Raw genomic sequence first — 22,175 nt, 5'->3', positions numbered from 1 at the left:
CGCCGCGCACGCGGGCGACGGCACGCATGCCGGCGTCCGGGTCCTGGTCGGGGGTGCGCGCCATCACGCCACCAGCTCGTGGAGCCACTGCCAGGTGGCGGCGGTCGGGGTGCTGTCGTCCATGTCCTGCTGCAGGAAGCCGTCGATGAGGGGCATCCGGGCCAGCGCGACGTCGGCGTCGGCGTCGGCGCCGGAGACGTAGGCCCCGATCTCGACGAGCTCGCGGACGTTGCGGTGGGCGGCGAGGAGCCGGCGCAGGCGGGTGGCGTCGGCGCGCTGCTCGGGGCCGGTGACCGCGCCGGAGACGCGGGAGATCGACTCGAGCACGTCGATGCTGGGGAAGTGGCCGGCCGTGGCCAGGCGACGCGACAGCACGACGTGGCCGTCGAGGATCGAGCGCGCGGTGTCGCCGATCGGGTCCTGCATGTCGTCGCCCTCGACCAGCACGGTGTAGAGGCCGGTGATGCTGCCGCTGGGCGAGGTGCCGGCCCGCTCCAGCAGCTGCGGGAGCAGCGTGAACACGCTCGGCGGGTAGCCGCGCGTGGCCGGGGGCTCGCCGGCCGACAGGCCGATCTCGCGCTGGGCCATCGCCACGCGGGTGAGGCTGTCCATCATCAGCACGACGTGCTTGCCGCTGTCGCGGAAGTGCTCGGCGATGCGCGTCGCGACGCTGGCGGCACGCAGCCGCTCGACCGGAGGAGCGTCAGAGGTCGCGACGACGACGACGGAGCGGGCCAGCCCCTCGGGGCCGAGGTCGTTCTCGATGAACTCGCGGACCTCGCGGCCACGCTCGCCGACCAGCGCGATCACCGACACCTCGGCCTCGGTGCCGCGGGCGACCATGGACAGCAGGCTCGACTTGCCGACGCCGGAGCCGGCCATGATGCCGATGCGCTGGCCGCGACCGCACGGGGTGAGCGCGTCGAGCGCGCGCACGCCGAGGCCGAGCTGGTGCTCGATCCGCGGGCGGGTCAGCGCGGCCGGGGCGCCCTGGCCGTTGACGCCGACCATCGGGAGGTGGTCGAGCGGGGCGCCGCCGTCGACGGGTCGGCCGAGGCCGTCCAGCACGCGGCCGCGCAGCTCGTCGCCGACCGGGATGCGCAGCGGGCCGCCGGTGTGGCGCACGACGTCGCCGACCCGCAGGCCGGTGGTGTCGCCGAGCGGCAGGCAGGTGAGGCCGGCGGGACCGCTGGCCGCCACCTCGGCGAGGACCGTGCTGCGGCCCTCGACCGCGACGAGGTCGCCGACGGCGGCGGGCAGGCCGGTCACCCGGACCTGGAGGCCGAGCAGCTCGGCCACGAGTCCCATCTGCAGGGGCGCGACGGCGCCGAGGGCACGGGCGCGGAGGTCGGGGGTCAGGGTGCTCACCGGAGCACCTCCGCGAGCCGGGTGACGGCCTCGTCGACGCGCAGGTCGACCACGTGGTCGTCGGCGAGGGCGACGGCGTCGGCCAGGCCGAGGGTCGGGTCGGCGACGACCGCGATGCCCAGCTCGCCGAGCGAGCCGGCCTCGGCCGCCACGACGGGGTGGAGGCGGACCTGCACCACGGCGTGCTGCGGCAGCAGGCCGAGCACCCGGTCCAGGACGTGGGCGGCGTCGGCGGCGGCGGCGCCGACCAGCGCGCGGGTCAGCTCCAGCGCCATGCCGGCGGCCTGCTCGTCCACGCGGCGGCAGGTCTCGGCCAGCGCCTGGCGGGCGGCCGCGGCGGCCGCGTGGAGCGCGGCGAGGGCCGCAGCGTGCTCGGCCTCGCGGCGGGCCTCGGAGGCGACGGCCTCGGCGGCCAGCTGCTCGGACTGGGCGCGGACGGAGGCCTCCGCCTCGCGGCGACCCTGGGCCCAGCCGACGGCGTACCCCTGGGCACGCGCCGACTCGTGGGTGGCCTCGACGGGACGCAGCTCCGGCATCCGGATCCCGGCGAACGCGTCGGGGCGGGCGAGGTCAGTCGACGAACTCATCGTCGCCTCCTCGCCTCACGGTGATCTCGCCGCGCTCCTCGAGCGAGCGGATCGTGCGGATGACGGCCTGCTGGGCCTCCTCGACCTGGGCGAGGCGGACCGGGCCGAGCAGCTCGATCTCCTCGAGCACGTTCTCCGCGGCACGCTCGGACAGGTTGCGGGTGATCTTGTCGCGGACCTCCTCCGCGACGCCCTTGAGCGCCACGGCGAGCTCGGCACCGTCGACCTGGCGCAGCACCTGCTGCACGTCGCGGTCGGCGAGGCCGACGATGTCCTCGAACATGAACATCCGGCTGCGCACCTCCTCGGCGAGGCCGGCGTCGAGGGACTCGAGGCCCTCCACGATCTGGCGCTCGGTGGAGCGGTCGGCGCGGTTGATGATGTTGACGAGGGGGCCGACGCCGCCGACGCGCGACGACGCGGCGGGGGCCAGCACCGAGGAGAGCCGGCGCTCGAGGACCGACTCCACGAGGCGCACCGCCTCGGGGTTGGCACGGTCCATCACCGCGATGCGGTGCGCCACGTCGGCCTGCAGCTCGGACGCGAGGCCCGAGAGGACCATCGACGCCTTCTCGGCCGACATGTGGGCCAGGACGAGAGCGATGACCTGCGGGTGCTCCTCGCGGATGAACGAGCGCAGCTGCGCGGGGTCGGCGCGGCCGATGAGCTGGAACGGCAGCTGGATGGCGCGCGCGTTGAGGCGCTGGAGCGCCTCCTCGGCCTTGTCCTCCCCCAGCGAGCGCTGGAGCAGGTCGCGGGCCAGGTCCATGCCGCCCTGGAGCATGTGCTGGCGGGCGGTGAGGAGGGTGGAGAACTCCCCCATCACCGACTGCGTCTCGTTGGGGTCGACGGCCTGGAGCTGGGCGATCTCGGCGGAGACCGCCTCGACCTCCTCCTCGCTCATGTGGGACATCACCTGCGTGGCGGCGTCCTTGCCCAGGCGCACCAGCACGATCGCGGCCTTGCGGGCACCCTGCCCGGTCATCACGCTCATCAGCGACCCTCCACCAGCCAGCCGCGCAGCAGCGAGGCGACCTCGTCGGGCTGGCGCTCCACGAGGGCGACGAGCTCCTCGCGCATGTCGTCCGAGGAGGAGGTCACCGGCGAGAGGGCCAGCGCCGTCTGGGCGTCGAGCTGGGCCTGCTGGGCGGCGAGCGCGGCGCGGGCGGCCTGCTCGGCCTTGAGCTGCTCCACGACGTAGGACGTGGCGTCCTCGCGCGCCTTGGCGCCCTTGCGTGAGCGGCGCCAGGCCAGGAGGACCAGCAGCAGGACCGCGCCGCCGAGCACGCCGTTGCGGATCATGGTGTTGCGCTTCGCGGCGGCGTCCGCGGCCTTGGCGGCCTTGAGCTCCGCGGCGTTGGCGTCGGCCACCGAGGTGTCGAACGGCACGGACGAGGTCTCGATGGTGTCCCCGCGCTTGGTGTCGATGCCGATGGCCGACGAGACGAGCGCGTCGATCTGCGCGGCGTCGACGGCCACCGGGGAGTTGGTGTCGATGACGACGGCCGCGTGGAGCGACTCGACCGAGCCGGGCGCGGTCTCGTTCTGCTCGACGACCTTGTCGATGCCGTTCTCGCGCACGGTGGAGGAGTTGTCGTAGCTGCCGTCGCCGCTGGTGGCGCCGGTCTCCTGCTGGGTGTCGGGGCCGACCACGCCGCCGGGCGTCGTCGTCGGGGCCGCACCGCCGGAGTACGTCTCGCTCTGCACCGACTCCGAGAGCACCGGGACCTGCTCGTCCTTGCCATAGGTGGTGGTCTCGGTGGTCCGCTTGTCGAAGTCGAGGACCGCGGTGACCTGCACCGAGGAGTTGCCGGGGCCGAAGACGCGGTCGAGCATCGCCTGCGCCTTGGCGGCGAGCTGGTCCTGGTACTCCTGCTGCTGGCGGTTCTGCGTGGCGGCGACCCCGGTGCCGGAGGCGCTGCCGTCGGAGAGCACGCGGCCGGAGGAGTCGGCGACGGTGACCTTGGCCGGGTCGAGGCCGTCGATGCTGGAGGCGACGAGGTGGACGATCGCCTGCACCTGGTCGGCGGAGAGCTCGGTGCCGGCGTTGGTGTCGACGAGCACGGACGCGGTGGCGGGGTCCTGCTCCTCGGCGAAGACCTGCTTGGGCGGCAGCGCGAGGTGGACGACGGCGGTGTCGACGCCGTCGATGGCCTCGATCGTCTTGGCGAGCTCGCCCTCCATGGCCCGCTTGAAGTCGGTCTGCTCCTTGAACTGGGAGGTCGAGATGTCCTGGCCGTCGAGGAGCGAGTAGCCACCGTCGCTGCTACCCGACGGGATGCCCTCGCCGCTGAGGGAGATCCGCTGGGAGTAGACCTGGTCCTTGGGCACCGAGATGGTGCCGCCGCCGCCGCTGATCTCGTACTTCACGCCGTTGGCGTCGAGCTGCTCGACGACCGCGGACGCGTCCTCGGGCGAGAGGTTGCTGAACAGGGGCGAGTACGACGGCGCCGAGGCCCACCGGAAGACCATGAAGGCAGCGAGCAGCAGCGCACCGGTGCCGACGATCGCCACGACCTTCTGGCCGGGGCTGAACTGCGAGAAGCCGCGACGGTAGCGGTCGAGCGCCTGGGTGATCCCGTTCCTCATCCGACCTGCATCCTCATGATCTCGCTGAACGCCTCGATCGCCTTGTTGCGCACGGCGACGGTGAGCTTGGTGGCCGTCTCGGCCTCGGTCGCGGCGAGGGTGTAGTCGTGGATGTTGGGCAGGTTGCCGGTCGCGGCGCGGACGGCCAGGCCGTCAGCGCGGTCCTGGATGCCCTCGAGCCGGTCGATGCCGTCGAGGACCATGCTCCCGAAGTCGGGGGCCGCGGCCTTCGCGGCGGCGGAGGGGGCGGCCGGGGCGGGGGCCGCCACGACGGGGGTGGCGAGCGGGGTGAACCCGATCGACTCGATACCACCGATGCTCATCAGCGCTGTCCGATCTGGAGGGCGGCGTTGTAGGTGTCCTGGGCGGTCTTGGTGACCTGCACCGAGGCCTGGAAGCCGCGCTGGGCCTGCACGAGGGAGGTCATCTGGACCGACATGTCCATCGCCGGCGCGCGGACGTTGCCGTCGGCGTCGGCCAGCGGGTTCTCCGGCGCGTACTCGACGATGCCCTGCGCGTCGCCGAGCACGATGCCGCCGACGTCGACACCACCGTCGGGGCGGGCGTTCGCCACGACCATCTGCGCCTGGAAGGCGTCCTCGCTGGTCGCCTTGACGGTGTTGGCGTTGGCGATGTTGTGCGCGAGCGCGTCCAGCCAGGTCTGGTGCATGCCCAGGCTGCTGTTGGCGATGCGCAGCATGTCGAAGGCACCCATCAGAAGGAGCCCGCCGCGGTCGAGATGAGCGAGAAGTGGTTCGAGGCCGCGCGCGACATCATCTGGTACTGGAACTGCGTCTGCATCGCCGAGAGCGACTCCTGGCGCAGGTCGACGTTGTTGCCGTCGAGGCCGACGGGGGCGTTGGTCGGCGTCGTGGTGGCCGACACCCCGTCCAGCGACATCTCGCCGCGCTGGAGGGCGCTGGCGAGGGAGGACTCGAAGTCGACGGCGCGCGCCCGGAAGCCGGGGGTGTCGACGTTCGCGATGTTGTCGGCGATCACGTTCTGCCGCGTCGCGAGGCCGTCGAGGGCGGTCGCGAGCACCGACGAGACGGCGTCAGGCATGCCGAGGGACACGGGTGCTCCTGCTGGAGAAGAGGTGCCGGTCCATCGGCGAGGGGGGTGAGCGTTCCGTGCTCACGTGTGGGTTCGGTCCCGGACGGGCCCGACTGAGAGGTTCTGAGGAGTTCTCTTCCGCCGAGGAACAGAACGGCCCTGACGGCCCACCGGGCATGGCCCGAACGGGCTACCCCGGGCACCACCCCGTGCGTAGCGGGACGGCGGGACGGTCCCGGCGACGACCGGGTCAGGCCGAGATGTCGACGTACGCCGGGCTCCGCACGGCGCCGCCACGGGCGCCGGGGCGCAGCTGGTCGAGCTCGGCGCGGCACTGCGCGAGGGAGCGGGTCAGGCCCGCCTGCGCCGCCGCGTGCCGGCGCAGCAGGTCGCGGGCGCGCGCGACTAGGTGGTCGGGGACGGGGCCGTCGAGCTGCGGCGGCTGCCAGCCGGCGCCGGCGGTCGCGGCGGGCGCGGCGTCGTGCGGTCCGGTGAGCATCGCCTCGGCGGCCTCCACGTCACGCTCGAGCGAGGCGAGCACGTCCTCCCAGGCGTGGGCCCGGGCGTCGGGGACGTCGTGGACGTCGTCCTGGTCCTCCCCGGGCAGCCGGCCGATCACGCCGAGAGCGCCTGGTCCATCGCGGCGCGCCGCCAGGCGTCGCCGAGGCCGGTGACCAGCTCGAGGCAGTGGGCGGTCTTGGCGGCGTCACGATCGACGTTGGCCTTGACGAGCTGCACGGTGATGTAGGAGTAGAGGCTGTTGAGCGCCGGGCCGCCGTCCCAGACGTCGGGGCGCAGCGAGGACTGCAGCTCGGCGACGATCGCCTGGGCGTGCAGCAGCTGCTCGTGGGCCTCGGCGTGGTCGCCGGACTCCTGCGCGGCGAGGGCGCGCTGGCAGTCGAGCGAGAGCCGGTCGTAGAGCATGATCAGCAGCCGCGCGGGGCTGGCGGTCTCGACGGACGCCTGGAGGTACGCGGCGGGCGAGGGCTTGGGGTAGGCCATGAGGGTGCTGTCCTTAGCTTCCCGAGGGCAGGGATGAGATCTGACCAGACAGCCACGAGGACTGGCTGTTCATCTGGTTGAGCGCCGTCTCCATCGCGGAGAACTGCCGGGTGAGTGCGGTCCGTCGCAGCTCGAGCCGGAGGTCCCATGCCGAGATGTCGTCATCGAGGCGCTTGATCGAGGTGGTGCGGCCGGTGATGGAGGACGTGAGCGTGCCGTCCACGCGGTCGCTGGCGCGCTTGGCCGCGTCCGCGACCTTGGTCACGAACCCGGAGCCGGCGGCGGTCAGCCGGTTCTGCACCGCCGTGGGGTCGGCGGCGTACGCCTTGGTGAACTTCGCCTCGTCGAGGACGAGCTTGCCGTAGCGGTCGGTCTGCACGCCGAGGTCGGCCAGGCTGGTGCCGTTGCCCGGGAACACGCTGCCGAGCAGCCGGTCGCGCACCGAGAGCACGGTCCCGTCGCCGGCGAGCGCGCCTCGCGTGCCCGTCCCCGACACCTTGGTCTGGGTGTCGATGTCGGCGATCACCGAGTTGATCGCGTCCACGAGCCCCTTGAGGGTGGACGTGGCCGTGGTGGCGTCGCGCGTGAGCGAGACCTGCGAGGTGGTCCCGACCGGGGTGTCCGCGGCGAGGGTGAGGGTCACGCCCGGCACCAGGTCGTTGAAGGTGTTGCTCGTCGAGGTGGCCACGACGGTGTCGCCGACGGTCACCTTGGCGTCGCGGCCGGCGCGCACGGTGGCGCCGCCGAGGAGGTCCGAGCCGTCGGTGCCGGCCAGGGTGAAGTCCTGCTCGGCGCCCGAGGCCGACGACTCCACCACCAGGCGGTAGGCGTCGGTGCCGACCTTGACCGCGGTGGCCCGCAGGCCGGTCGCGTTGGCCGGGTCGTTGATCGCGGTGACCAGGCCCTTGAGGGTGCCGTCGGTCGTGAGGTCCAGCGGCGTCGAGCCGTCGAGCCGGTCGAGCCGGACGGACGTCGGGACGGTGCCTGCGGTGCTCATGCCGACCGTCGAGGCGAGCTCGAGACGGTGGGTGGCCGCGGTCTGGTCGACCCGGACGGCGAACGCACCGGGGCCGGCCGCCGACGTCGCGGTGAGGGCGACCTTCGCCTCCGAGCTGGTCGCCGTGACGGTGTTCCACGCGGCCGGCTTGCCGAGGTCGGAGGCCTTGGTGGCGAGCGAGGAGAGCTTGGTGTTGAGCGACTGGAGCGCGGTCAGGACCGCCTTCTCCGTCGTCTGGCGGCTCTTGAGGCGGGTCTGGGACGCCGCCTCCAGCTGCATGAACTGGTCGATGATCGAGGCCGTGTCCAGGCCGCTGCCCAGGCCGCTGACGCTGGCACCTGACGCCATGGTCGTCCCTCCTCGTCGAGCTCGCCGGTGGATGCGGGAGCCGGGCCGGTCGCGGTGCGACCGACCCGGCTACGCGCGTGGTGCAGTCCCTGCTGCTGTCCTACTGCGATCAGCGCAGGAGGGAGAGGACGCCCTGCGAGGCCTGGTTGGCCTGCGAGAGCATCGCCGTGCCGGCCTGGGAGAGGATCTGCGAGCGGGTGAAGCTCATCATCTCCTGGGCCATGTCGGTGTCGCGGATCCGCGACTCCGACGCCGAGAGGTTCTCCACCGCGACGTTCACGTTGTTGATGGTGTGCTCGAAGCGGTTCTGCGTGGCACCGAGCTCGGCGCGCTGCGTGGACACCTCGGTGATGGCGGCCTGCAGGGTGTTGCTGTCGGTGATGTCGATCGCGCTCATCGCGGTGCCGGCGGTGAAGTCGGCCAGCGCGGTCGAGGTGACGTCGATCGTGTCGCCGCTGTCGAAGCCGACCTGGAAGGTCGCCGCGGTGCCCGCGAACAGCTCCTTGCCGTTGAACTTGGTGTTGTCCTTGATGCGGGTGATCTCGGTCGTGAGGGCGGTGAACTCCGACTGCAGGGCGGCCTGCGAGTCGGTGCCCTGGGTGCCGTTGTTGTACTGGACGGCGAGGTCGTTCATGCGCTGGAGCATGGAGTGGACCTCGGTCAGCGCGCCTTCAGCGGTCTGCACGAGGCTGACGCCGTCCTGGGCGTTGCGGGCGCCCACCTTGAGGCCACCGACCTGCGAGCGCAGGCCCTCGGAGATGGCCAGGCCGGCCGCGTCGTCGGCGGCACGGTTGATGCGGAAGCCCGAGGACAGCTTCTCGAGCGACTTGGACATCTGGCCCTGCGTGACCGACAGGTTGCGGTACGAGTTGGCGGCGTCGATGTTCTGGTTGATACGAAGACCCATGATGGTTCCTTCCGTGGTTTCTGAGTCACCTGCTGGAGTCCGTCCGTGGACTCCGTCGAGGTCCTGTTCGGCGGGGGAGATCCCCACCTGAGGGTTTTCCGGACGAGTTTTTCGTCGTGGCCGCCGCCGTCCTCGTCGCCGGGACGTGCGGCCACGGCTCAGGCGCTGGTGGCGACCCGGGGCAGGTACGCGCTGGCGGCCGCGGCGTGGCGGTCGGCGACGGCGGCGAAGTAGGCCTCGCGGCGCCGGGCGGCGACGCCCTCGGGGCGGCTGTGCTGCTGCACCAGGTCGGGGTCGAGCTGGGAGTTGATGCCGTCGCGCAGCAGCACCATGGCCTCGGCGCGCAGCTGGGAGATGCGGGACTCGGTGACGCCGAGCTCGGCGGCCAGGTCGGCCATGGGGAGCTCCTCGAGGAAGTAGCCCTCCACGACGCGGCGCAGCCGCTCGGGCAGCTCGGCGACGGCCTCGCACATGTAGGTGAGCAGCTCGGCGTGCTCGATGGCCTGCTCGGGCGTCGGCGTCGCCGACGGCATGGAGCTGGCGTAGGAGCCGTTCTCGTCGCCGGCCTCCAGGGACTTCACCTGGGCGCGGGCGAGGTCCTCACGGTTCGACAGCACCTCCTCCACCGGGATGCCCTGCGCCGAGGCGAGCTCGGCGTCGGTGGGGACGCGACCCATGCTCTGGGTCAGGCGCATGCGGGTCTGGTCGAGGTCACGAGCAGTGCGCCGCACGGCGCGGGTGGCCCAGTCGGCACCCCGCAGCTCGTCGAGCAGCGCACCCCGGATCCGGGTCGAGGCGTAGCGGGCGAACGGCACCCCGCGCTCGACGTCGAAGCCCTGGGCGGCCTGCACCAGGGCGGTGAGCCCGGCGGAGGTCAGGTCGTCCCGGTCCACGTGGCCGGGGACCCGGGCGAGGACCTCGCGGACCAGGTGGCCGACGAGCGGGATGTGGGTGGTCACGAGGTCGTCCTGGCTCGGGGTCTCGAGGGGGATCGAGACAGCTCCCGTGGACGAGGTGACGGGGGAAGTGGGGGTGTCGTGACTGATCACGAGTGGAAGCGTTGACGACGCGAAGGCGTGTTGTTACCCAAAGCGGCCGAAGGGGTCCCTCTGGCAACAGAACTGGCCCGGAGGTCCCTCGGGACCATGGCCCGAACGGACTAGGACCACGTGACCCACACCGCGGATCCACACTGATCCACGTCGGATTCTCGGACGGCAACAGTCCGTGCAACTCTCGTCAAACCGCTCAGGTCCCGAGCCCCGGTGACGATGGGACGTTCGTGAACCTCACCGACCAGGCCCGCCTCGTGCGGGGTGCCTCGACCCCCGCGGCGATGGAGCGACTCTCCCTCGTGCTGTGGCGCGAGCGCGACCTGCTCTCCGAGCTGCACTACCGGCTCGAGGTCGAGCAGCTCGTCCTCGCCAGCGGCCGCAGCCGCTGGCTGGCCAACGCCACCCGTGACATCGACGCCCTGCTGGCCACGATCCGCGAGACCGAGATCCTGCGGTCCGTCGCCGCCGACGAGGCCGCGGAGGCCGCCGGCATGGCCGCCAACCCCAGCCTGGCCGCCCTGGCCGAGGCCGCGGGCGCGCCCTGGACCACCATCCTGCAGGAGCACCGCGAGGCCTTCGTGACCCTCACCGCGGACATCGCGACCCTCGCCGACTCCAACAAGCACCTCATCTCCGCCGGCTACCGGTCGGCGCGCGAGACCCTGCTCAGCCTGGGCGAGTCGGTCGACGGCTACGCCGCCGACGGCACCGCGACGGCCGACGTCTCGCGCACGCCGATCTTCGACGGGAGCCTCTGATGCCTGGCACCTTCGGCATGGTGAACACCTCGGCCAGCGCGCTGAGGTACCACCAGGCCGTGATGGAGGTGGCGAGCGGCAACATCGCCAACGTCTCGACCGACGGCTACGCCCGGCGCCGCGTCGTCGGCCAGTCGGTCGGCGCGCCCGCACAGACCGCCATGTGGAGCCGCTACGACGGCAACGGCGACGGCGTGCGGGTCGGCTCGGTCGACCGGATGGTCGACCCGCTGCTGGACTCCCGCGCGCGACGCGAGCACGGCACCCAGTCCTACCTCGACGCCCGCTCGGGCGCGCTCGGCCGCGTCGAGGCCTCCCTCGGCGAGCCGGCGGGCAAGGGCATCTCCAGCGCGCTCGCCGACGTCCGCAAGGCCTGGCAGGACCTGGCCAACAACCCCGACTCCACCGCCACCCGCGGCCAGGTGCTCACCATGTCGCGCACGCTGGTCGACGCGGTCGCCGGGCAGCGGCGCAACATCGAGGCCGAGGAGGGTGACCAGCGGGCCTCGCTGCTGGCCGACCTCGGCGAGACCAACACCCTCGCGCACGACCTCGCCGCGGCCAACGAGGCGATCAGCGCCGCCCGGCTCTCCGGCAACGACCCGTCGGGGCTGCTCGACCGGCGCGACCAGATGGCGCTGCGCCTGTCGGAGCTGACCGGCGGCACGGCCGTCGAGAACACCCAGGGCGGCCTCGACGTCACCGTCGGCGGCGTCGCCCTGGTCACCGGCAACAAGGCCGGCGCGCTCTCGGTCACCGCGGGGGTCAACCCGGACGGCACGGCCGACGGGCTCCCGCTCGCGCTCGCCGTCACACCGCCCGGCGGCTCGGCCACCGCGGTCACCGGGCTGCGTGGCGAGGTGGGCGGGACCGCCGAGCTGCTCCGCACCACCCTCCCCGCGCTCAAGGAGGACCTCCAGGCCGTCGCCCAGCAGGTCGCCGACGCCGTCAACACCGCGCACCAGGCCGGGTTCGACCCGACCGGCGCCGCCGGCGGGGCCTTCTTCGCCGTCGACCCCACCGACCCCAACGGCCCGCTGGTCCTGCTCGTCACCGACCCGGCGGCGATCGCCGCGTCGGGCATCGGCGGTGGCCCGAACCGCGACGGCGGCAACGCCGACGCGATCTCCTCCGCGCTCGCCGGCCCTGAGCAGGGCTACCAGCAGTTCGTCACCGGCCTCGGCAACGAGGTCGCCTCCGTCCGCCGGCTCTCGGCGACGCAGCAGAACCTCACCGACCAGGTGGACGGCGCCCGCGAGCAGCTCTCGGGCGTCAACCTCGACGAGGAGATGGTCACGATGATGCAGTCGCAGCGCGCCTACGAGGCAGCCGCGCGGGTGATGTCGACGCTCGACTCGGTGCTCGACACGCTGATCAACCGGACGGGGGCCCGCTGATGGTGATCAGCAGGGTGACCCAGTCGATGCTCTCCGACCGCTCGATGAGCCGGCTGCAGAGCAGCCTGACCCGCATGGGCGAGATCCAGGAGCACCTGTCGACCGGGCGCGTCCTCAACCGGGCCTCGGACAACCCCGGCGACGCCGCGACCGCGATGCGGCTGCGCGCCGCCGTCAACGCCCAGCAGCAGTACGCCCGCAACGCCGAGGACGGCCAGGGCTGGCTGGACTCGCTGGACTCCACGCTCGGCACGGCCGGGGACGTCGTCCGCCGCGCCCGCGAGCTCGGCAGCCAGGGCGTCAACGGAGCGATGAGCCAGCAGTCCCGCGAGTCGCTCGCGGTCGAGGTGGACCAGATCCGCACCGGCCTGCTCGCCTCGGCCAACACCTCCTACGTCGGACGCCCGGTCTTCGGCGGCACCACCGCCGGGTCGAAGGCCTTCACCGAGACCGCCGGGGTGGTCACCTTCGCCGGTGACACCAACCCCGTGAACCGCACGGTCGCCGACGGCGTGACGATCGACGTGTCCTCGTCCGGTCCCGCCGCCTTCGGACCCGACGGCGACAACGTCTTCGACCACCTCACCGCGCTCTCGGCGGCGCTCCGCTCGGGGGACACCGCGGGCATCCAGGCCGGGATCAGCGCGCTCAGCGGCGACGGCGACCGCCTCGTCGTGGCTCGGGCCGGTGTCGGCGCCCGGACCAACGCCATCGAGGCCGCCGCGACCAAGGCCGGTGACACCGAGCTGTCCCTGACCAACTCCCTGTCGGAGATCGAGAACGCCGACCTGCCCAAGACCCTGATGGACCTGAAGATGCAGGAGACGGCCTACCAGGCCGCCCTCGCAGCGACGGCCCGCGTCCTTCAACCGAGCCTGGTGGACTTTCTGCGATGATCGCGACGATGGAGAACACGACGATGAGCGTCCCGACCGACGTGCCCGAGATCCCGGTCATCGAGCTGGTACAGCCCATGCCCGGCTTCCCCGGCCTGGCCCGGTTCGCGCTCGTGCAGGTCGACGACGACGGGGTGCTCTGCAGCCTCACCTCGCTGGACGAGCCCGGGCTGCGCTTCCTCGTCGTCCCGCCCACTCCCTTCTTCCCCGACTACGCGCCGGAGGTCGAGGAGGAGGTCCTCGGGGAGCTCGGCTCGAGCTCGGTCGACGACCTCGTCGTGCTGTGCGTGCTGACCGCCGGCTCGTCGCTGGCGAGCACCACCGCCAACCTCGCCGCACCCGTCGTGGTCGACATCAGCACCCACCGCGCGCTCCAGGTCGTCCTCGACGACCCGTCGCTCTCGGTCGCCACGCCGCTGATCGCCTGACCGGTCTCGCCCCGGCCTCGGGTAGCGTGGCCACATGCTGGTCGTGAGCCGTCGTGCGGGAGAGAGCATCGTCATCGGTGACAACGTCACCGTCTCGGTGCTCGAGGTGCGTGGTGACGTGGTCCGCATCGGCATCGACGCGCCCCGCTCGGTGGCGGTCCACCGCCAGGAGCTGCTGGCGCAGCTGGCCCAGTCCAACCAGGAGGCCGCCTCGCCCAGCGACAACGCGGTCGACTCGCTGCTGACCGCGATGCGCGACCGGGGCAAGGGCCAGCGCACCGACGACGAGGACGCCTGAGCCGCAGGCTCAGCCCCGCTGCGTACGTCCCAGCTGGGAGGCGATCACGGCCGCCTGGGTGCGCCGCTGCACGCCGAGCTTGGCGAGCAGGCTGGTGACGTGGTTCTTGACCGTCTTCTCGGCGAGGTAGAGCCGGTCGCCGATCTGCTTGTTGGTCAGCCCGTCGGTGATGTGGTCGAGGATGGTCGACTCGACGTCGGTGAGCGCGGACAGGCCCGCCGGCGCGGCCGACTCGCGTGAGCGCATCCGCTCGATCACCCGGACCGCCACGGCCGGGTCGATCAGCGACTGACCCTGGTGGACCGCCCGGATGCCGTTGACGAGCGCGCTCTCGTCGACCTGCTTGAGGACGTAGCCGCCCGCACCGGCGAGGATCGCGTTGAACAGCGCCTCGTCGTCGTCGTAGCTGGTCAGGATGAGGGCCTTGATGTCGGGGTTGGCCGAGCGGACCTGCCGGCAGACCTCGATCCCGTGCCCGTCGGGTAGGCGGCCGTCGAGCACCGCGACGTCGGGCGCCAGCGCGAGGATGTCGGGGACGCCCTCGGCGACGGTGCCCGCCTCGCCGACCACCTCGAGGTCGTCCTCGAGCTCGAGCACGGCGCGCAGCCCCCGGCGCACGACCGCGTGGTCGTCGAGCAGGTAGACCCGGATCGCCGGCGCGCTCGTCATCGGGGTCCCTCCATGCCCTGCCGTACCCAGACCGCCGCCCGTCACGCCCGTTCGAGGAGGAAGAGCGGGATCTCGCGGTCGGTGCGCGTCTGGTACTCGGCGTACGTGGGCCACGTGGCGACCGCGTGCTCCCACCAGTCGGCCCGCTCCTCGCCCTCGAGGATCCGCGCGGTGTAGACGTGCTTCTCGGCGCCGTCCTGCAGCTCGACCTCGGGGTGGGCGACGAAGTTGTAGTACCACTCCGGGTTCTCCGGCGCGCCGCCCTTCGAGGCCACCGCGAGGTAGGCCCCGTCGCGCTCGACCTTCATCACCGGGTTCTTGCGCAGGTTGCCCGACTTCGCGCCGACCGAGGTGATGACGACGATCGGGTAGTCCGTGCCGGGCAGGGTGCCGGCCTCTCCACCGTCGGTCGCCTCGTACTGCTCGACCTGGTTGCGGACCCACTCGGACGTGCTGGGGACATAGGTGCCAGTCAGTGCCATGCGCACCACAACACCACGGCCCGGCCCGTTCTTCCAGACCCGCACCCCGCCTTCCCGGGGTAGTCCAGTGACGAAGTGCTGTCCTGACGCCCGCGCGACAGCGTCCTGCCACTGGACTACCCCCGCCCGCCGTGCCGGTGGTCCACCGGGAGACGGTCGTCCGGGCACCGGCAGGGCAGCCGGGTCCCGGTGGACGACCGGGAGATAGCCTCCGGCCATGAGTGCGATCGAGGGCGTCAGCGAGATCTTCGACCCCGAGGCGTGGGACGTCGTCCCCGGCTTCGAGGACCTCACCGACCTGACCTACCACCGCGCCCGCGAGCACGGCACCGTGCGGATCGCCTTCGACCGCCCCGACGTGCTCAACGCCTTCCGCCCCCACACCGTCGACGAGCTGCTGCGCACGCTGGAGCACGCCCGCACGTCGGCCGACGTCGGGTGCGTGATCCTCACCGGCAACGGCCCGAGCCCGAGGAACGGCAAGTGGTCGTTCTGCTCCGGCGGCGACCAGCGGATCCGGGGCAGGGCGGGCTACCAGTACGAGACCGACGGCCACGTCGACGCGGGCGAGGCGCCGAACCCGATCGACAAGGCCAGGCTCGCCCGCCTGCACATCCTCGAGTGCCAGCGGCTGATCCGCTTCATGCCCAAGGTCGTCCTCTGCGTGGTCCCCGGCTGGGCCGCGGGCGGTGGGCACAGCCTCCACGTCGTCGCCGACCTCACCCTGGCCAGCCGCGAGCACGCGCGCTTCAAGCAGACCGACGCCGACGTCGGCTCGTTCGACGGCGGCTACGGCTCGGCCTACCTCGCCCGCCAGGTCGGTCAGAAGTTCGCCCGCGAGATCTTCTTCCTCGCCGACGAGTACGACGCCGAGGAGATGCACCGCATGGGCGCGGTCAACCGCGTCGTCGACCACGCCGACCTCGAGAAGGTCGCCCTCGACTGGGGGCGGAGGATCAACGGCAAGTCCCCCACCGCCCAGCGGATGCTGAAGTACTCCTTCAACCTCCTCGACGACGGCCTGGTGGGCCAGCAGCTCTTCGCCGGCGAGACCACCCGCCTGGCCTACATGACCGACGAGGCGCAGGAGGGGCGCGACCAGTTCCTCGAGAAGCGCGAGCCCGACTGGTCGCCCTACCCCTGGTACTACTGAGCGCCCTCAGCGCACGAGCCGCAGCACGCGCCCGGTGATCGGCGCGGACCGCTCTAAACCCGCGCGACGCCGCGTCTGGTCGCATAGCGTTCGGGCTGCCGCCCCGGACCCAACGGCTGTGGGTATGTCGATGATCCCGGGGGGATGATGTTACGAAAGTTGTGGCGCGCGTCGTACGGCGTCCTGATCGCGGTCATGGCGCTCGTCTTGCTTGCCCTACCCCTACGCGCAGTCTGGGTCAATCACGACTCCGACGGCGACGGCCTGTCCGACTGCCGTGAGCGCGCCGGCCTGCGAACAGAAGGTGGCGCGGCGACCTACGTGACCGATCCAGCGGCGGCCGACAGCGACGGTGACCTCGTTCCGGACTCCGACGAGGTCGGCGAGCGGATGGCGACTAGCCCCTTGGGCGAACTTCGCTTGCTGTGGGACTGCGAGCATCAGACGTACCGTTCGCTGGCCGATCCGGCTCGGCCGGACTCGGACTTCGACGGCCTGACCGATGCGGTCGAGTTGAGTGGTGGGAGCGACGTCTTCTCGCAGGACAGTGATGGCGACGGTTTGCTCGACGCCGCCGAGTGGAAGTGGGGATCCGATCCGAACGCCACAGACAGCGATGGCGACGGGTTCCCTGACGTCGAGGACGTTCATAATGAGCAGTCGCCCGTCGTGGCGGATCATCTCGAAAGCCCCGACGCCTGGCTGGACGAGTACACCGAGGGCCTTTACTACGGCGATGCCCGGGAGAGCGACACCGTGGCGCAACTCGTCGGCTCACTCTCAGGAGGCGCAAGCAGTATCATCCCGGTCGCCGGATGGTTCACAGGGTCGCTTGCCGACGCGAGGGACGTCGTCGCGAACGCAGTCCACCGTCGTTGGGCAGATGCTGGCATCTCGGGCGCCGGGCTTCTTCCCTACGTCGGCGATGCGGCCAAGGCGGTAAGGAAGACGTCACAGTTTGTCGCGAAGCACCCTCAACTGGTTGGTGAGCTGGCCCGTCGCCTTGCGACGTGGGACAAGATCCCCGACGGCATGAGGATGAGGCTCCTCGGTGCAACGGATCCAGACAGCTATGACGCCGCGGTCAAGGCGAAGTTGAGCGACAAGAACCTCGTTGCGTTGATAGCGAGGGGCGCCGACCTGGCCGGAACCGTACAACTGATCAACAAGGCGGCCGGTCTAGCCGTTGGCCCACCCCGTAGTGACTCTGTCCAGGACGAGGACGGCTTCTTCCTCACGATCGACGATGCGACCGCTGATCTGACCGCCCTCACTGCGCAGAACGACGACACGGCACGTTCAGGACCTGTCTTCGTGCCGTCACCCTCCGGCACGGGTGGGCGCCTCTACGACGTCTGCACCGCGTGCGCGCATGGCCCAGTTCAAGGCCGATCGACCCTTCTTGTCGCCAAGATCGGCTCCCAAATCTGGTCGTCCACCGTGCAGGGTCAGATCGATGCCGATCATTTGATCGCCGGCCGCGGATTCAAGGTCGAGTGGCACTTCTACCCAGGCCCCACCGGTATGGCGATAGCTCCAGACATCACGGATTCCTTGACTCGAGCGGGCATCCCGTTCGTAGTTCATATGCCGTCTTGAGCCTCAGCGCACGAGCCGCAGCACCGTCCCTGCGCGGCCGACGCGGACGGTCTGGCCCCAGGTGAGGGTGAGGGCGTCGGCCTCGACGCCGTCGCCGAAGGCCACGAGGCGGTCGGAGGCGACGGTGAGGGTGAGCTCGCCGTCGACGAGGTCGCCCTCGGTCAGGCCGGCGCCGGTGGCGGGCGAGGGCCAGGCCTCGCGCACGAACCACGCCAGGCGCTGCTCCGCCGGCGCCGGGAGGGCGAGCTCGCTGTGCCGCTCGAGGGCGACGGAGCGGCACCAGCCCGTCGCGCCGGTGCCGGTCGCGACGATCACGCCCGACGAGGCCTGCGGCTCCTCCGCCCCGTCCGGGGTGCGGAGGGTGTAGCGGGCAGTCTGGTGGCTGGGGTGGCCCACGAAGACCTCGTTGAGGGCGACCAGCCGCTGGCCGTCGTCGAGGCGGGCCTCGACCATCGTCCGCTCCTCGACGCGGTCGGTGGCGCGGAGCAGGTCGGCCACGTCCGCAGCGGGGTGGGTGACCAGGACGCCGGCGTTGCGGCCCGGCTCGGGGTCGACGCCGACGACCGGCTGGCCGGTGAGGTACTTGGCGACGTTGGCCACGAGCCCGTCCTGCCCGACGACCAGGACGACGTCCTCGGGGGCGAAGAGGAACCGGGAGACGTCAGCACGCTCCACGGTGCCCCGACGCCAGTCGAGCGGGATGGCCGCGGTCGCCTGCTCGACCGCCTGCACGGTGCGGTGGTGGCGCTCCTCCAGCTCGGCGATGTCACGCCCGCGCGTGCTGAGGAAGAACGCCGCCTGTCCGCGGGTGCCGTGGGTGGCCAGCAGCTCGTCGTACTCGGTGCGACGCGTCACCACGACCACCCGCGGCGTCAGGCTCATGCCTGCTCCCGGGCGGCAGCGGTGCCGGCTCCGGCGCCGAGCCGGGCGAGCGCCTGGGTGACCACGTCGGGGCTCAGGACCAGCGAGTCGATGTGGGGCAGGTTGGCCGCGAGCTCGCGCAGGGCCAGCGCCATCAGGACCGCCTCGGAGACGTCGGCGTACGCCGCCACCCGCGCGGCCTCCGCGTCGCCTTGGGCGGCGCCGGCGAGGCGGGTGCCCTCGGCGTTCGCCTCGGCGAGCGCCACGGTGCGCCGGGCCTCCGACTCGGTGGCGACCGCATCGGCGGCCGCGTGCTCCTCGGCCTGGCGGCGGGCGTTCGCGCCGCGCTGGGCGACGAGCTGCTCCTCGCGGCGGGCGAGCTCGATCTGGGTCTGGAGCTCGTTCTCGCCGATCGCGCGCTCGCGCTCCACGGCCACCGCGCGGCGCTCGAAGGTCGCCTTGTCGGCGTCCTGCTGGACCTGCTCGCGCGTCGGCGTGCGCAGCGCCTTCTCGACCTCGGGCTCGGGACGCAGCGCCACCACCCGCACGCCGACCACCTCGATGCCGGTCTGCGTGAGCCGCGCGTCGCCGGAGAGGCCCTCGGAGATGACCGCGCGGAGCGGGCCCACGCCGCCCGCGAGCGCGTCGGTGAGGGCGAGCGTGGCGAGCAGGTCGACGACGTACTGCTGGGCTGACTCGGTCAGCAGGGCCGCGACCTGGTCGAGGGGCGACCCGCGCCACTGGCCGTGCTCGGGGTCGATGGAGAAGTCGATGCGGCCGGCGGCGGTCGCGGGGCTCGCGACGCGGTAGGTGATCGTGGCCTGCACCGTCACGTCCTGGAAGTCGGCGGTGCGGGCGTGGAAGAGCAGCGGCAGCTCCCGGTCGTCGACGGGGACCTCGTTGAGTACGGCGCTGAGCGGGCGGAACCAGAACGAGGCGCCGACGCCGGACCGCACGGTGCGCCCGTTGCGGATCTGCTCGACGTGGGTGGTGCCGGATCCGCGGAGGTGCCGGACGAACGGGTAGCGGGCGATGTCAGCCATGGCGGTTCTCCTGGGTGAGTTGTTCTCGTCAACCTGACGATAACTACCTCCCGCCTTAATCGTCAAGATGACGAGAAGGGCGTACGATCCGGGGATGCCGTCCGCCCACCCACCCGTCGCCGTCACCGTCGACCTCGTGGTCCTCACCGTGCGCGACGAGGACCTCCAGGTGCTGCTCGTCCGGCGCGGGGAGGAGCCGCACCTCGGGCGGTGGGCGCTGCCCGGTGGCTTCCTGCGCCCCGACGAGGACCTCGACCAGGCCGCTGCCCGCGAGCTCCGGGAGGAGACCGGCCTCGACGTCGCCCGGGTGCACCTCGAGCAGCTCGGGTCGTGGGGTGCGCCCGACCGCGACCCGCGGATGCGCACGGTCACGGTCGCCCACCTCGCCCTCGCCCCCGACCTCCCGGCGCCGACGGCCGGGACGGACGCCGCGGACGCACAGTGGCGGGTCGTGGCCGACGTGCTCGCCGAGGACGACCTGGCCTTCGACCACGGCGCGATCCTGGCCGCCGGGCTGGAGCGCGCCCGCGCCAAGCTCGAGTACACCCCGCTCGCCGCCGCGTTCTGCCCCGCGGACTTCACGATCAGCGAGCTGCGCCGGGTCTACGAGGTGGTGTGGGGCACCCGCCTCGACCCGCGCAACTTCCACCGCAAGGTCACCGGGGCCGCCGGCTTCGTGGTGGAGACCGGGGCGACCACCACGCGCGACGGCGGCCGTCCGGCCCGCCTCTTCCGCGCCGGCGACGCCCGCACCCTGCACCCGCCGCTGCTGCGCTGAGCACCGCCGATCGGGCACGATGGCGGCTGTGAGGATCGACCTGACCGTGGCGGCCATCCCGGCGTTCGTCGCCGCGATGGGCGCGGAGCACGCCTGGCAGCGCACGCACCCGGTCGAGCCGGGCACCCGCGCCGGCGACTACCAGCTCGCCGACACCGTGGCGAGCCTGACCATGGGCATCGGCAGCCTCGCCGCGCCGTGGGTGGCCAAGCGACTGCTCGACCCGCTGACGCCGGGGGTGGGCCGCCACGGGCGCACGCTGCTCGCGCTCGGTGCCGCCGCGGCCGCGCTCACCACGGTGGGCGACGTCGTACGCCGTCGGCTCCGCGACGGGGCGCTGCCCGCCCCCCGGACCGTCCCGGCCGACGTGCGCGAGGTCCAGGACGAGCTCGCGGAGATCCGGCAGGGCCCGACCACCCCCCGCGGCGACCGCACGCCGCCGGTGCTGAGGAAGGCCCACGGCGCGCTCGCCGTGAGCGCCGTCGCCTCCACCGCGCTGGTCACCTCGACCACCTGGGCCGCCATGACCTCGGGCCGTCGGCTCCACGCCTGCTCGCCGCTCGACCTCGGGGGCGGCCCCTGGGCGGCACTGGTGGCGGTGCTCGGCTGGGACTTCGTCTACTACTGGAACCACCGCCTGAGCCACGAGAGCCGCTGGCTGTGGGCCGTGCACGTGGTGCACCACTCGAGCGAGCGCTACAACCTCTCCACTGCGCTGCGGCAGCCGGTCGCCGAGGGCGTCACGCTGACCGTGCCCTACGGCCTCCTCGCCCTCCTCGGCGTGCGGCCGGCGCTGATCGAGCAGGCGCGGGGCATCAACCTGATCTACCAGTTCTGGATCCACACCGAGGCGATCCGGCGCCTCGGCTGGGTCGAGAAGGTCTTCAACACCCCGTCCCACCACCGGGTGCACCACGGGTCGAACCGCGAGTACCTCGACCGCAACCACGGCAGCATCCTCATCCTGTGGGACCGCCTCTTCGGCACCTTCGAGGAGGAGGACGAGCCGGTCGTCTACGGCCTGACGAGCGACTTGGGCTCGTACTCGCCCGTCCGCATCGCCACGCACGAGTGGGCCGACATCGCGGTCGACGTCGCCGCGGCGGACACCTGGCACGACCGCTGGTCCTTCCTCCTGCGCCGCCCGGGCTGGGCCTACGCACGGCGCGCCGCGGCAGGCGCGGCATGAACGGACCGCGCGTCGTCGTGCTCACCGGCGCCGGGATCTCCGCGGAGAGCGGCCTGGCCACCTTCCGCGACTCCGGCGGGCTCTGGGAGGGCCACGACCCGATGCAGGTCGCCACACCCGAGGCGTACGCCGACGACCCCGACCTCGTCCTCCGCTTCTACGACGAGCGGCGCGACGCCCTCGCCCACGCCGTGCCGAACGCCGCCCACCTCGCGCTCGCCCGCCTCGAGGACGCGCTCGGCGACGACCTGCTCCTGGTCACCCAGAACGTCGACGACCTCCACGAGCGGGCGGGGTCCCGGCGGGTGCACCACGTCCACGGGAGCCTGCGCTCGGCCTGGTGCACGGCGTGCGACGAGAGGCACGACTGGGACGGCCCGTTGCTGCACCGCCCACCCTGCCCGGCGTGCGGGGCGCGCGACCTGCGTCCCGACATCGTGTGGTTCGGCGAGGTCCCCCACGGCCTCCCCCTCGTCGAGGACGCGCTCGAGGAGTGCGACCTGTTCGTCTCGATCGGCACCTCGGGGCTCGTCTACCCGGCCGCCGCCTTCGTGCACTGGGCCCGCGGTTCGACCCTCGAGCTCAACCTCGAGCCGAGCGCCGGGGCGACCGGGTTCGCGCAGTCGCGGCAGGGACCGGCGACCGTGCTCGTCCCGCAGTGGGTCGAGGAGCTGGTGGGTCCGGCCGTCTGACCACGCGGACCCCGTCCGGCGTGGTG

Annotated in this window: 26 protein-coding genes; 10 read left to right on the top strand and 16 right to left on the bottom strand. The window is 72.4% G+C overall.

Translation table 11 applies throughout. The features are described from left to right. Window positions 1-63 precede the first annotated feature (63 nt). From ACFFJG_RS11020 to ACFFJG_RS10965, 12 genes are all read right to left on the bottom strand, one after another. A complete protein-coding gene (locus ACFFJG_RS11020; RefSeq protein ID WP_378518756.1) occupies window positions 64-1,368 on the bottom strand; it encodes a FliI/YscN family ATPase in 1,305 nt (434 codons plus the stop codon). Continuing rightward, entirely contained in the window at window positions 1,365-1,955 is a 591-nt protein-coding gene (locus tag ACFFJG_RS11015; protein WP_378518755.1) for a FliH/SctL family protein, read from the bottom strand. Before ACFFJG_RS11015 ends, ACFFJG_RS11020 begins: the two co-directional genes overlap by 4 nt. Further along, on the bottom strand, window positions 1,939-2,949 hold the full coding sequence (gene fliG, locus ACFFJG_RS11010) for a flagellar motor switch protein FliG (protein WP_378518754.1): 1,011 nt from the start codon (window positions 2,947-2,949) through the stop codon (window positions 1,939-1,941). The genes ACFFJG_RS11015 and fliG overlap by 17 nt, the downstream gene beginning before the upstream one ends. Beyond that, window positions 2,949-4,544, bottom strand: a complete 1,596-nt coding sequence (gene fliF / locus ACFFJG_RS11005; protein ID WP_378518753.1) for a flagellar basal-body MS-ring/collar protein FliF — start codon at window positions 4,542-4,544, stop codon at window positions 2,949-2,951. The genes fliG and fliF overlap by 1 nt, the downstream gene beginning before the upstream one ends. Beyond that, the gene (gene fliE / locus ACFFJG_RS11000; protein WP_378518752.1) at window positions 4,541-4,867 is read right to left on the bottom strand and encodes a flagellar hook-basal body complex protein FliE; all 327 of its coding nucleotides are present in this window, start codon (window positions 4,865-4,867) and stop codon (window positions 4,541-4,543) included. The genes fliF and fliE overlap by 4 nt, the downstream gene beginning before the upstream one ends. Continuing rightward, complete coding sequence (locus tag ACFFJG_RS10995) at window positions 4,867-5,259, bottom strand: flagellar basal body rod protein FlgC (RefSeq protein ID WP_378518751.1); 393 nt, start codon at window positions 5,257-5,259, stop codon at window positions 4,867-4,869. The genes fliE and ACFFJG_RS10995 overlap by 1 nt, the downstream gene beginning before the upstream one ends. Further along, the gene (flgB, locus tag ACFFJG_RS10990; RefSeq protein ID WP_378518750.1) at window positions 5,259-5,618 is read right to left on the bottom strand and encodes a flagellar basal body rod protein FlgB; all 360 of its coding nucleotides are present in this window, start codon (window positions 5,616-5,618) and stop codon (window positions 5,259-5,261) included. Before flgB ends, ACFFJG_RS10995 begins: the two co-directional genes overlap by 1 nt. A 229-nt stretch (window positions 5,619-5,847) precedes the next feature. Continuing rightward, window positions 5,848-6,216, bottom strand: coding sequence for a hypothetical protein (locus tag ACFFJG_RS10985; RefSeq protein ID WP_378518749.1), 369 nt, complete (start codon window positions 6,214-6,216; stop codon window positions 5,848-5,850). After that, a complete protein-coding gene (gene fliS, locus ACFFJG_RS10980; RefSeq protein ID WP_378518747.1) occupies window positions 6,213-6,599 on the bottom strand; it encodes a flagellar export chaperone FliS in 387 nt (128 codons plus the stop codon). The genes ACFFJG_RS10985 and fliS overlap by 4 nt, the downstream gene beginning before the upstream one ends. Window positions 6,600-6,612: 13 nt before the next feature. Further along, a complete protein-coding gene (gene fliD, locus ACFFJG_RS10975) occupies window positions 6,613-7,944 on the bottom strand; it encodes a flagellar filament capping protein FliD (protein WP_378518746.1) in 1,332 nt (443 codons plus the stop codon). Window positions 7,945-8,053: 109 nt separating this feature from the next. Continuing rightward, window positions 8,054-8,851 carry a flagellin N-terminal helical domain-containing protein gene (locus ACFFJG_RS10970; RefSeq protein WP_378518745.1) on the bottom strand — a complete coding sequence of 266 codons (798 nt, stop codon included), beginning with the start codon at window positions 8,849-8,851 and terminating at the stop codon, window positions 8,054-8,056. A 158-nt stretch (window positions 8,852-9,009) separates the two neighbouring features. After that, window positions 9,010-9,810 carry a sigma-70 family RNA polymerase sigma factor gene (locus tag ACFFJG_RS10965; RefSeq protein WP_378518744.1) on the bottom strand — a complete coding sequence of 267 codons (801 nt, stop codon included), beginning with the start codon at window positions 9,808-9,810 and terminating at the stop codon, window positions 9,010-9,012. Window positions 9,811-10,133: 323 nt separating this feature from the next. Between ACFFJG_RS10965 and flgN the strand changes: the two genes are divergently transcribed. From flgN to csrA, 5 genes are read left to right on the top strand one after another with little or no spacing between them, the layout of a single operon-like run. Beyond that, complete coding sequence (flgN, locus tag ACFFJG_RS10960) at window positions 10,134-10,664, top strand: flagellar export chaperone FlgN (protein ID WP_378518743.1); 531 nt, start codon at window positions 10,134-10,136, stop codon at window positions 10,662-10,664. After that, window positions 10,664-12,061: a flagellar hook-associated protein FlgK gene (gene flgK, locus ACFFJG_RS10955; protein ID WP_378518742.1), complete on the top strand. Its 1,398-nt coding sequence runs from the start codon at window positions 10,664-10,666 to the stop codon at window positions 12,059-12,061. The genes flgN and flgK overlap by 1 nt, the downstream gene beginning before the upstream one ends. Further along, complete coding sequence (flgL, locus tag ACFFJG_RS10950; protein ID WP_378518740.1) at window positions 12,061-12,957, top strand: flagellar hook-associated protein FlgL; 897 nt, start codon at window positions 12,061-12,063, stop codon at window positions 12,955-12,957. The genes flgK and flgL overlap by 1 nt, the downstream gene beginning before the upstream one ends. An 8-nt stretch (window positions 12,958-12,965) precedes the next feature. Beyond that, window positions 12,966-13,385 (top strand): flagellar assembly protein FliW, encoded by a 420-nt coding sequence (gene fliW / locus ACFFJG_RS10945; RefSeq protein ID WP_378518739.1) that lies wholly within the window; start codon window positions 12,966-12,968, stop codon window positions 13,383-13,385. Window positions 13,386-13,419: 34 nt separating this feature from the next. After that, the gene (csrA, locus tag ACFFJG_RS10940) at window positions 13,420-13,683 is read left to right on the top strand and encodes a carbon storage regulator CsrA (RefSeq protein ID WP_378518738.1); all 264 of its coding nucleotides are present in this window, start codon (window positions 13,420-13,422) and stop codon (window positions 13,681-13,683) included. A gap of 9 nt (window positions 13,684-13,692) precedes the next feature. On the opposite strand, the gene ACFFJG_RS10935 is transcribed toward csrA, so the two are convergent. Next, window positions 13,693-14,352, bottom strand: coding sequence for a response regulator (locus ACFFJG_RS10935; RefSeq protein ID WP_378518736.1), 660 nt, complete (start codon window positions 14,350-14,352; stop codon window positions 13,693-13,695). Between the two features lie 41 nt (window positions 14,353-14,393). Beyond that, complete coding sequence (locus tag ACFFJG_RS10930) at window positions 14,394-14,834, bottom strand: nitroreductase family deazaflavin-dependent oxidoreductase (RefSeq protein ID WP_378518735.1); 441 nt, start codon at window positions 14,832-14,834, stop codon at window positions 14,394-14,396. 217 nt (window positions 14,835-15,051) lie between these two features. Here ACFFJG_RS10930 and ACFFJG_RS10925 point away from each other — a divergent pair, with 217 nt between their 5' ends. Together ACFFJG_RS10925 and ACFFJG_RS10920 are read left to right on the top strand one after the other, a co-directional pair. Next, window positions 15,052-15,987: a 1,4-dihydroxy-2-naphthoyl-CoA synthase gene (locus tag ACFFJG_RS10925; RefSeq protein ID WP_378518734.1), complete on the top strand. Its 936-nt coding sequence runs from the start codon at window positions 15,052-15,054 to the stop codon at window positions 15,985-15,987. A 144-nt stretch (window positions 15,988-16,131) separates the two neighbouring features. Further along, window positions 16,132-17,586: a hypothetical protein gene (locus ACFFJG_RS10920; RefSeq protein WP_378518733.1), complete on the top strand. Its 1,455-nt coding sequence runs from the start codon at window positions 16,132-16,134 to the stop codon at window positions 17,584-17,586. Between the two features lie 3 nt (window positions 17,587-17,589). On the opposite strand, the gene ACFFJG_RS10915 is transcribed toward ACFFJG_RS10920, so the two are convergent. Next, entirely contained in the window at window positions 17,590-18,468 is an 879-nt protein-coding gene (locus ACFFJG_RS10915) for an NAD(+)/NADH kinase (RefSeq protein WP_378518731.1), read from the bottom strand. After that, window positions 18,465-19,490 carry an SPFH domain-containing protein gene (locus ACFFJG_RS10910; protein WP_378518730.1) on the bottom strand — a complete coding sequence of 342 codons (1,026 nt, stop codon included), beginning with the start codon at window positions 19,488-19,490 and terminating at the stop codon, window positions 18,465-18,467. The genes ACFFJG_RS10915 and ACFFJG_RS10910 overlap by 4 nt, the downstream gene beginning before the upstream one ends. A 94-nt stretch (window positions 19,491-19,584) precedes the next feature. On the opposite strand from ACFFJG_RS10910, the gene ACFFJG_RS10905 reads away from it, so the two are divergent. Genes ACFFJG_RS10905 through ACFFJG_RS10895 form a run of 3 tightly spaced genes read left to right on the top strand, consistent with a single transcriptional unit; the run spans window position 19,585 to window position 22,149 of the window. After that, window positions 19,585-20,268: an NUDIX hydrolase gene (locus ACFFJG_RS10905; protein ID WP_378518729.1), complete on the top strand. Its 684-nt coding sequence runs from the start codon at window positions 19,585-19,587 to the stop codon at window positions 20,266-20,268. A gap of 28 nt (window positions 20,269-20,296) precedes the next feature. Continuing rightward, window positions 20,297-21,457, top strand: a complete 1,161-nt coding sequence (locus tag ACFFJG_RS10900) for a sterol desaturase family protein (protein WP_378518727.1) — start codon at window positions 20,297-20,299, stop codon at window positions 21,455-21,457. Then, window positions 21,454-22,149 carry an NAD-dependent deacylase gene (locus ACFFJG_RS10895; protein ID WP_378518726.1) on the top strand — a complete coding sequence of 232 codons (696 nt, stop codon included), beginning with the start codon at window positions 21,454-21,456 and terminating at the stop codon, window positions 22,147-22,149. The genes ACFFJG_RS10900 and ACFFJG_RS10895 overlap by 4 nt, the downstream gene beginning before the upstream one ends. Window positions 22,150-22,175 lie beyond the last annotated feature (26 nt).

The organism is Nocardioides zeicaulis (assembly GCF_042432345.1).
GTDB lineage: Bacteria > Actinomycetota > Actinomycetes > Propionibacteriales > Nocardioidaceae > Nocardioides > Nocardioides zeicaulis.
Note: the sequence above shows the minus strand (reverse complement) of the source record. Positions and strands in the feature narration are given on the sequence as shown.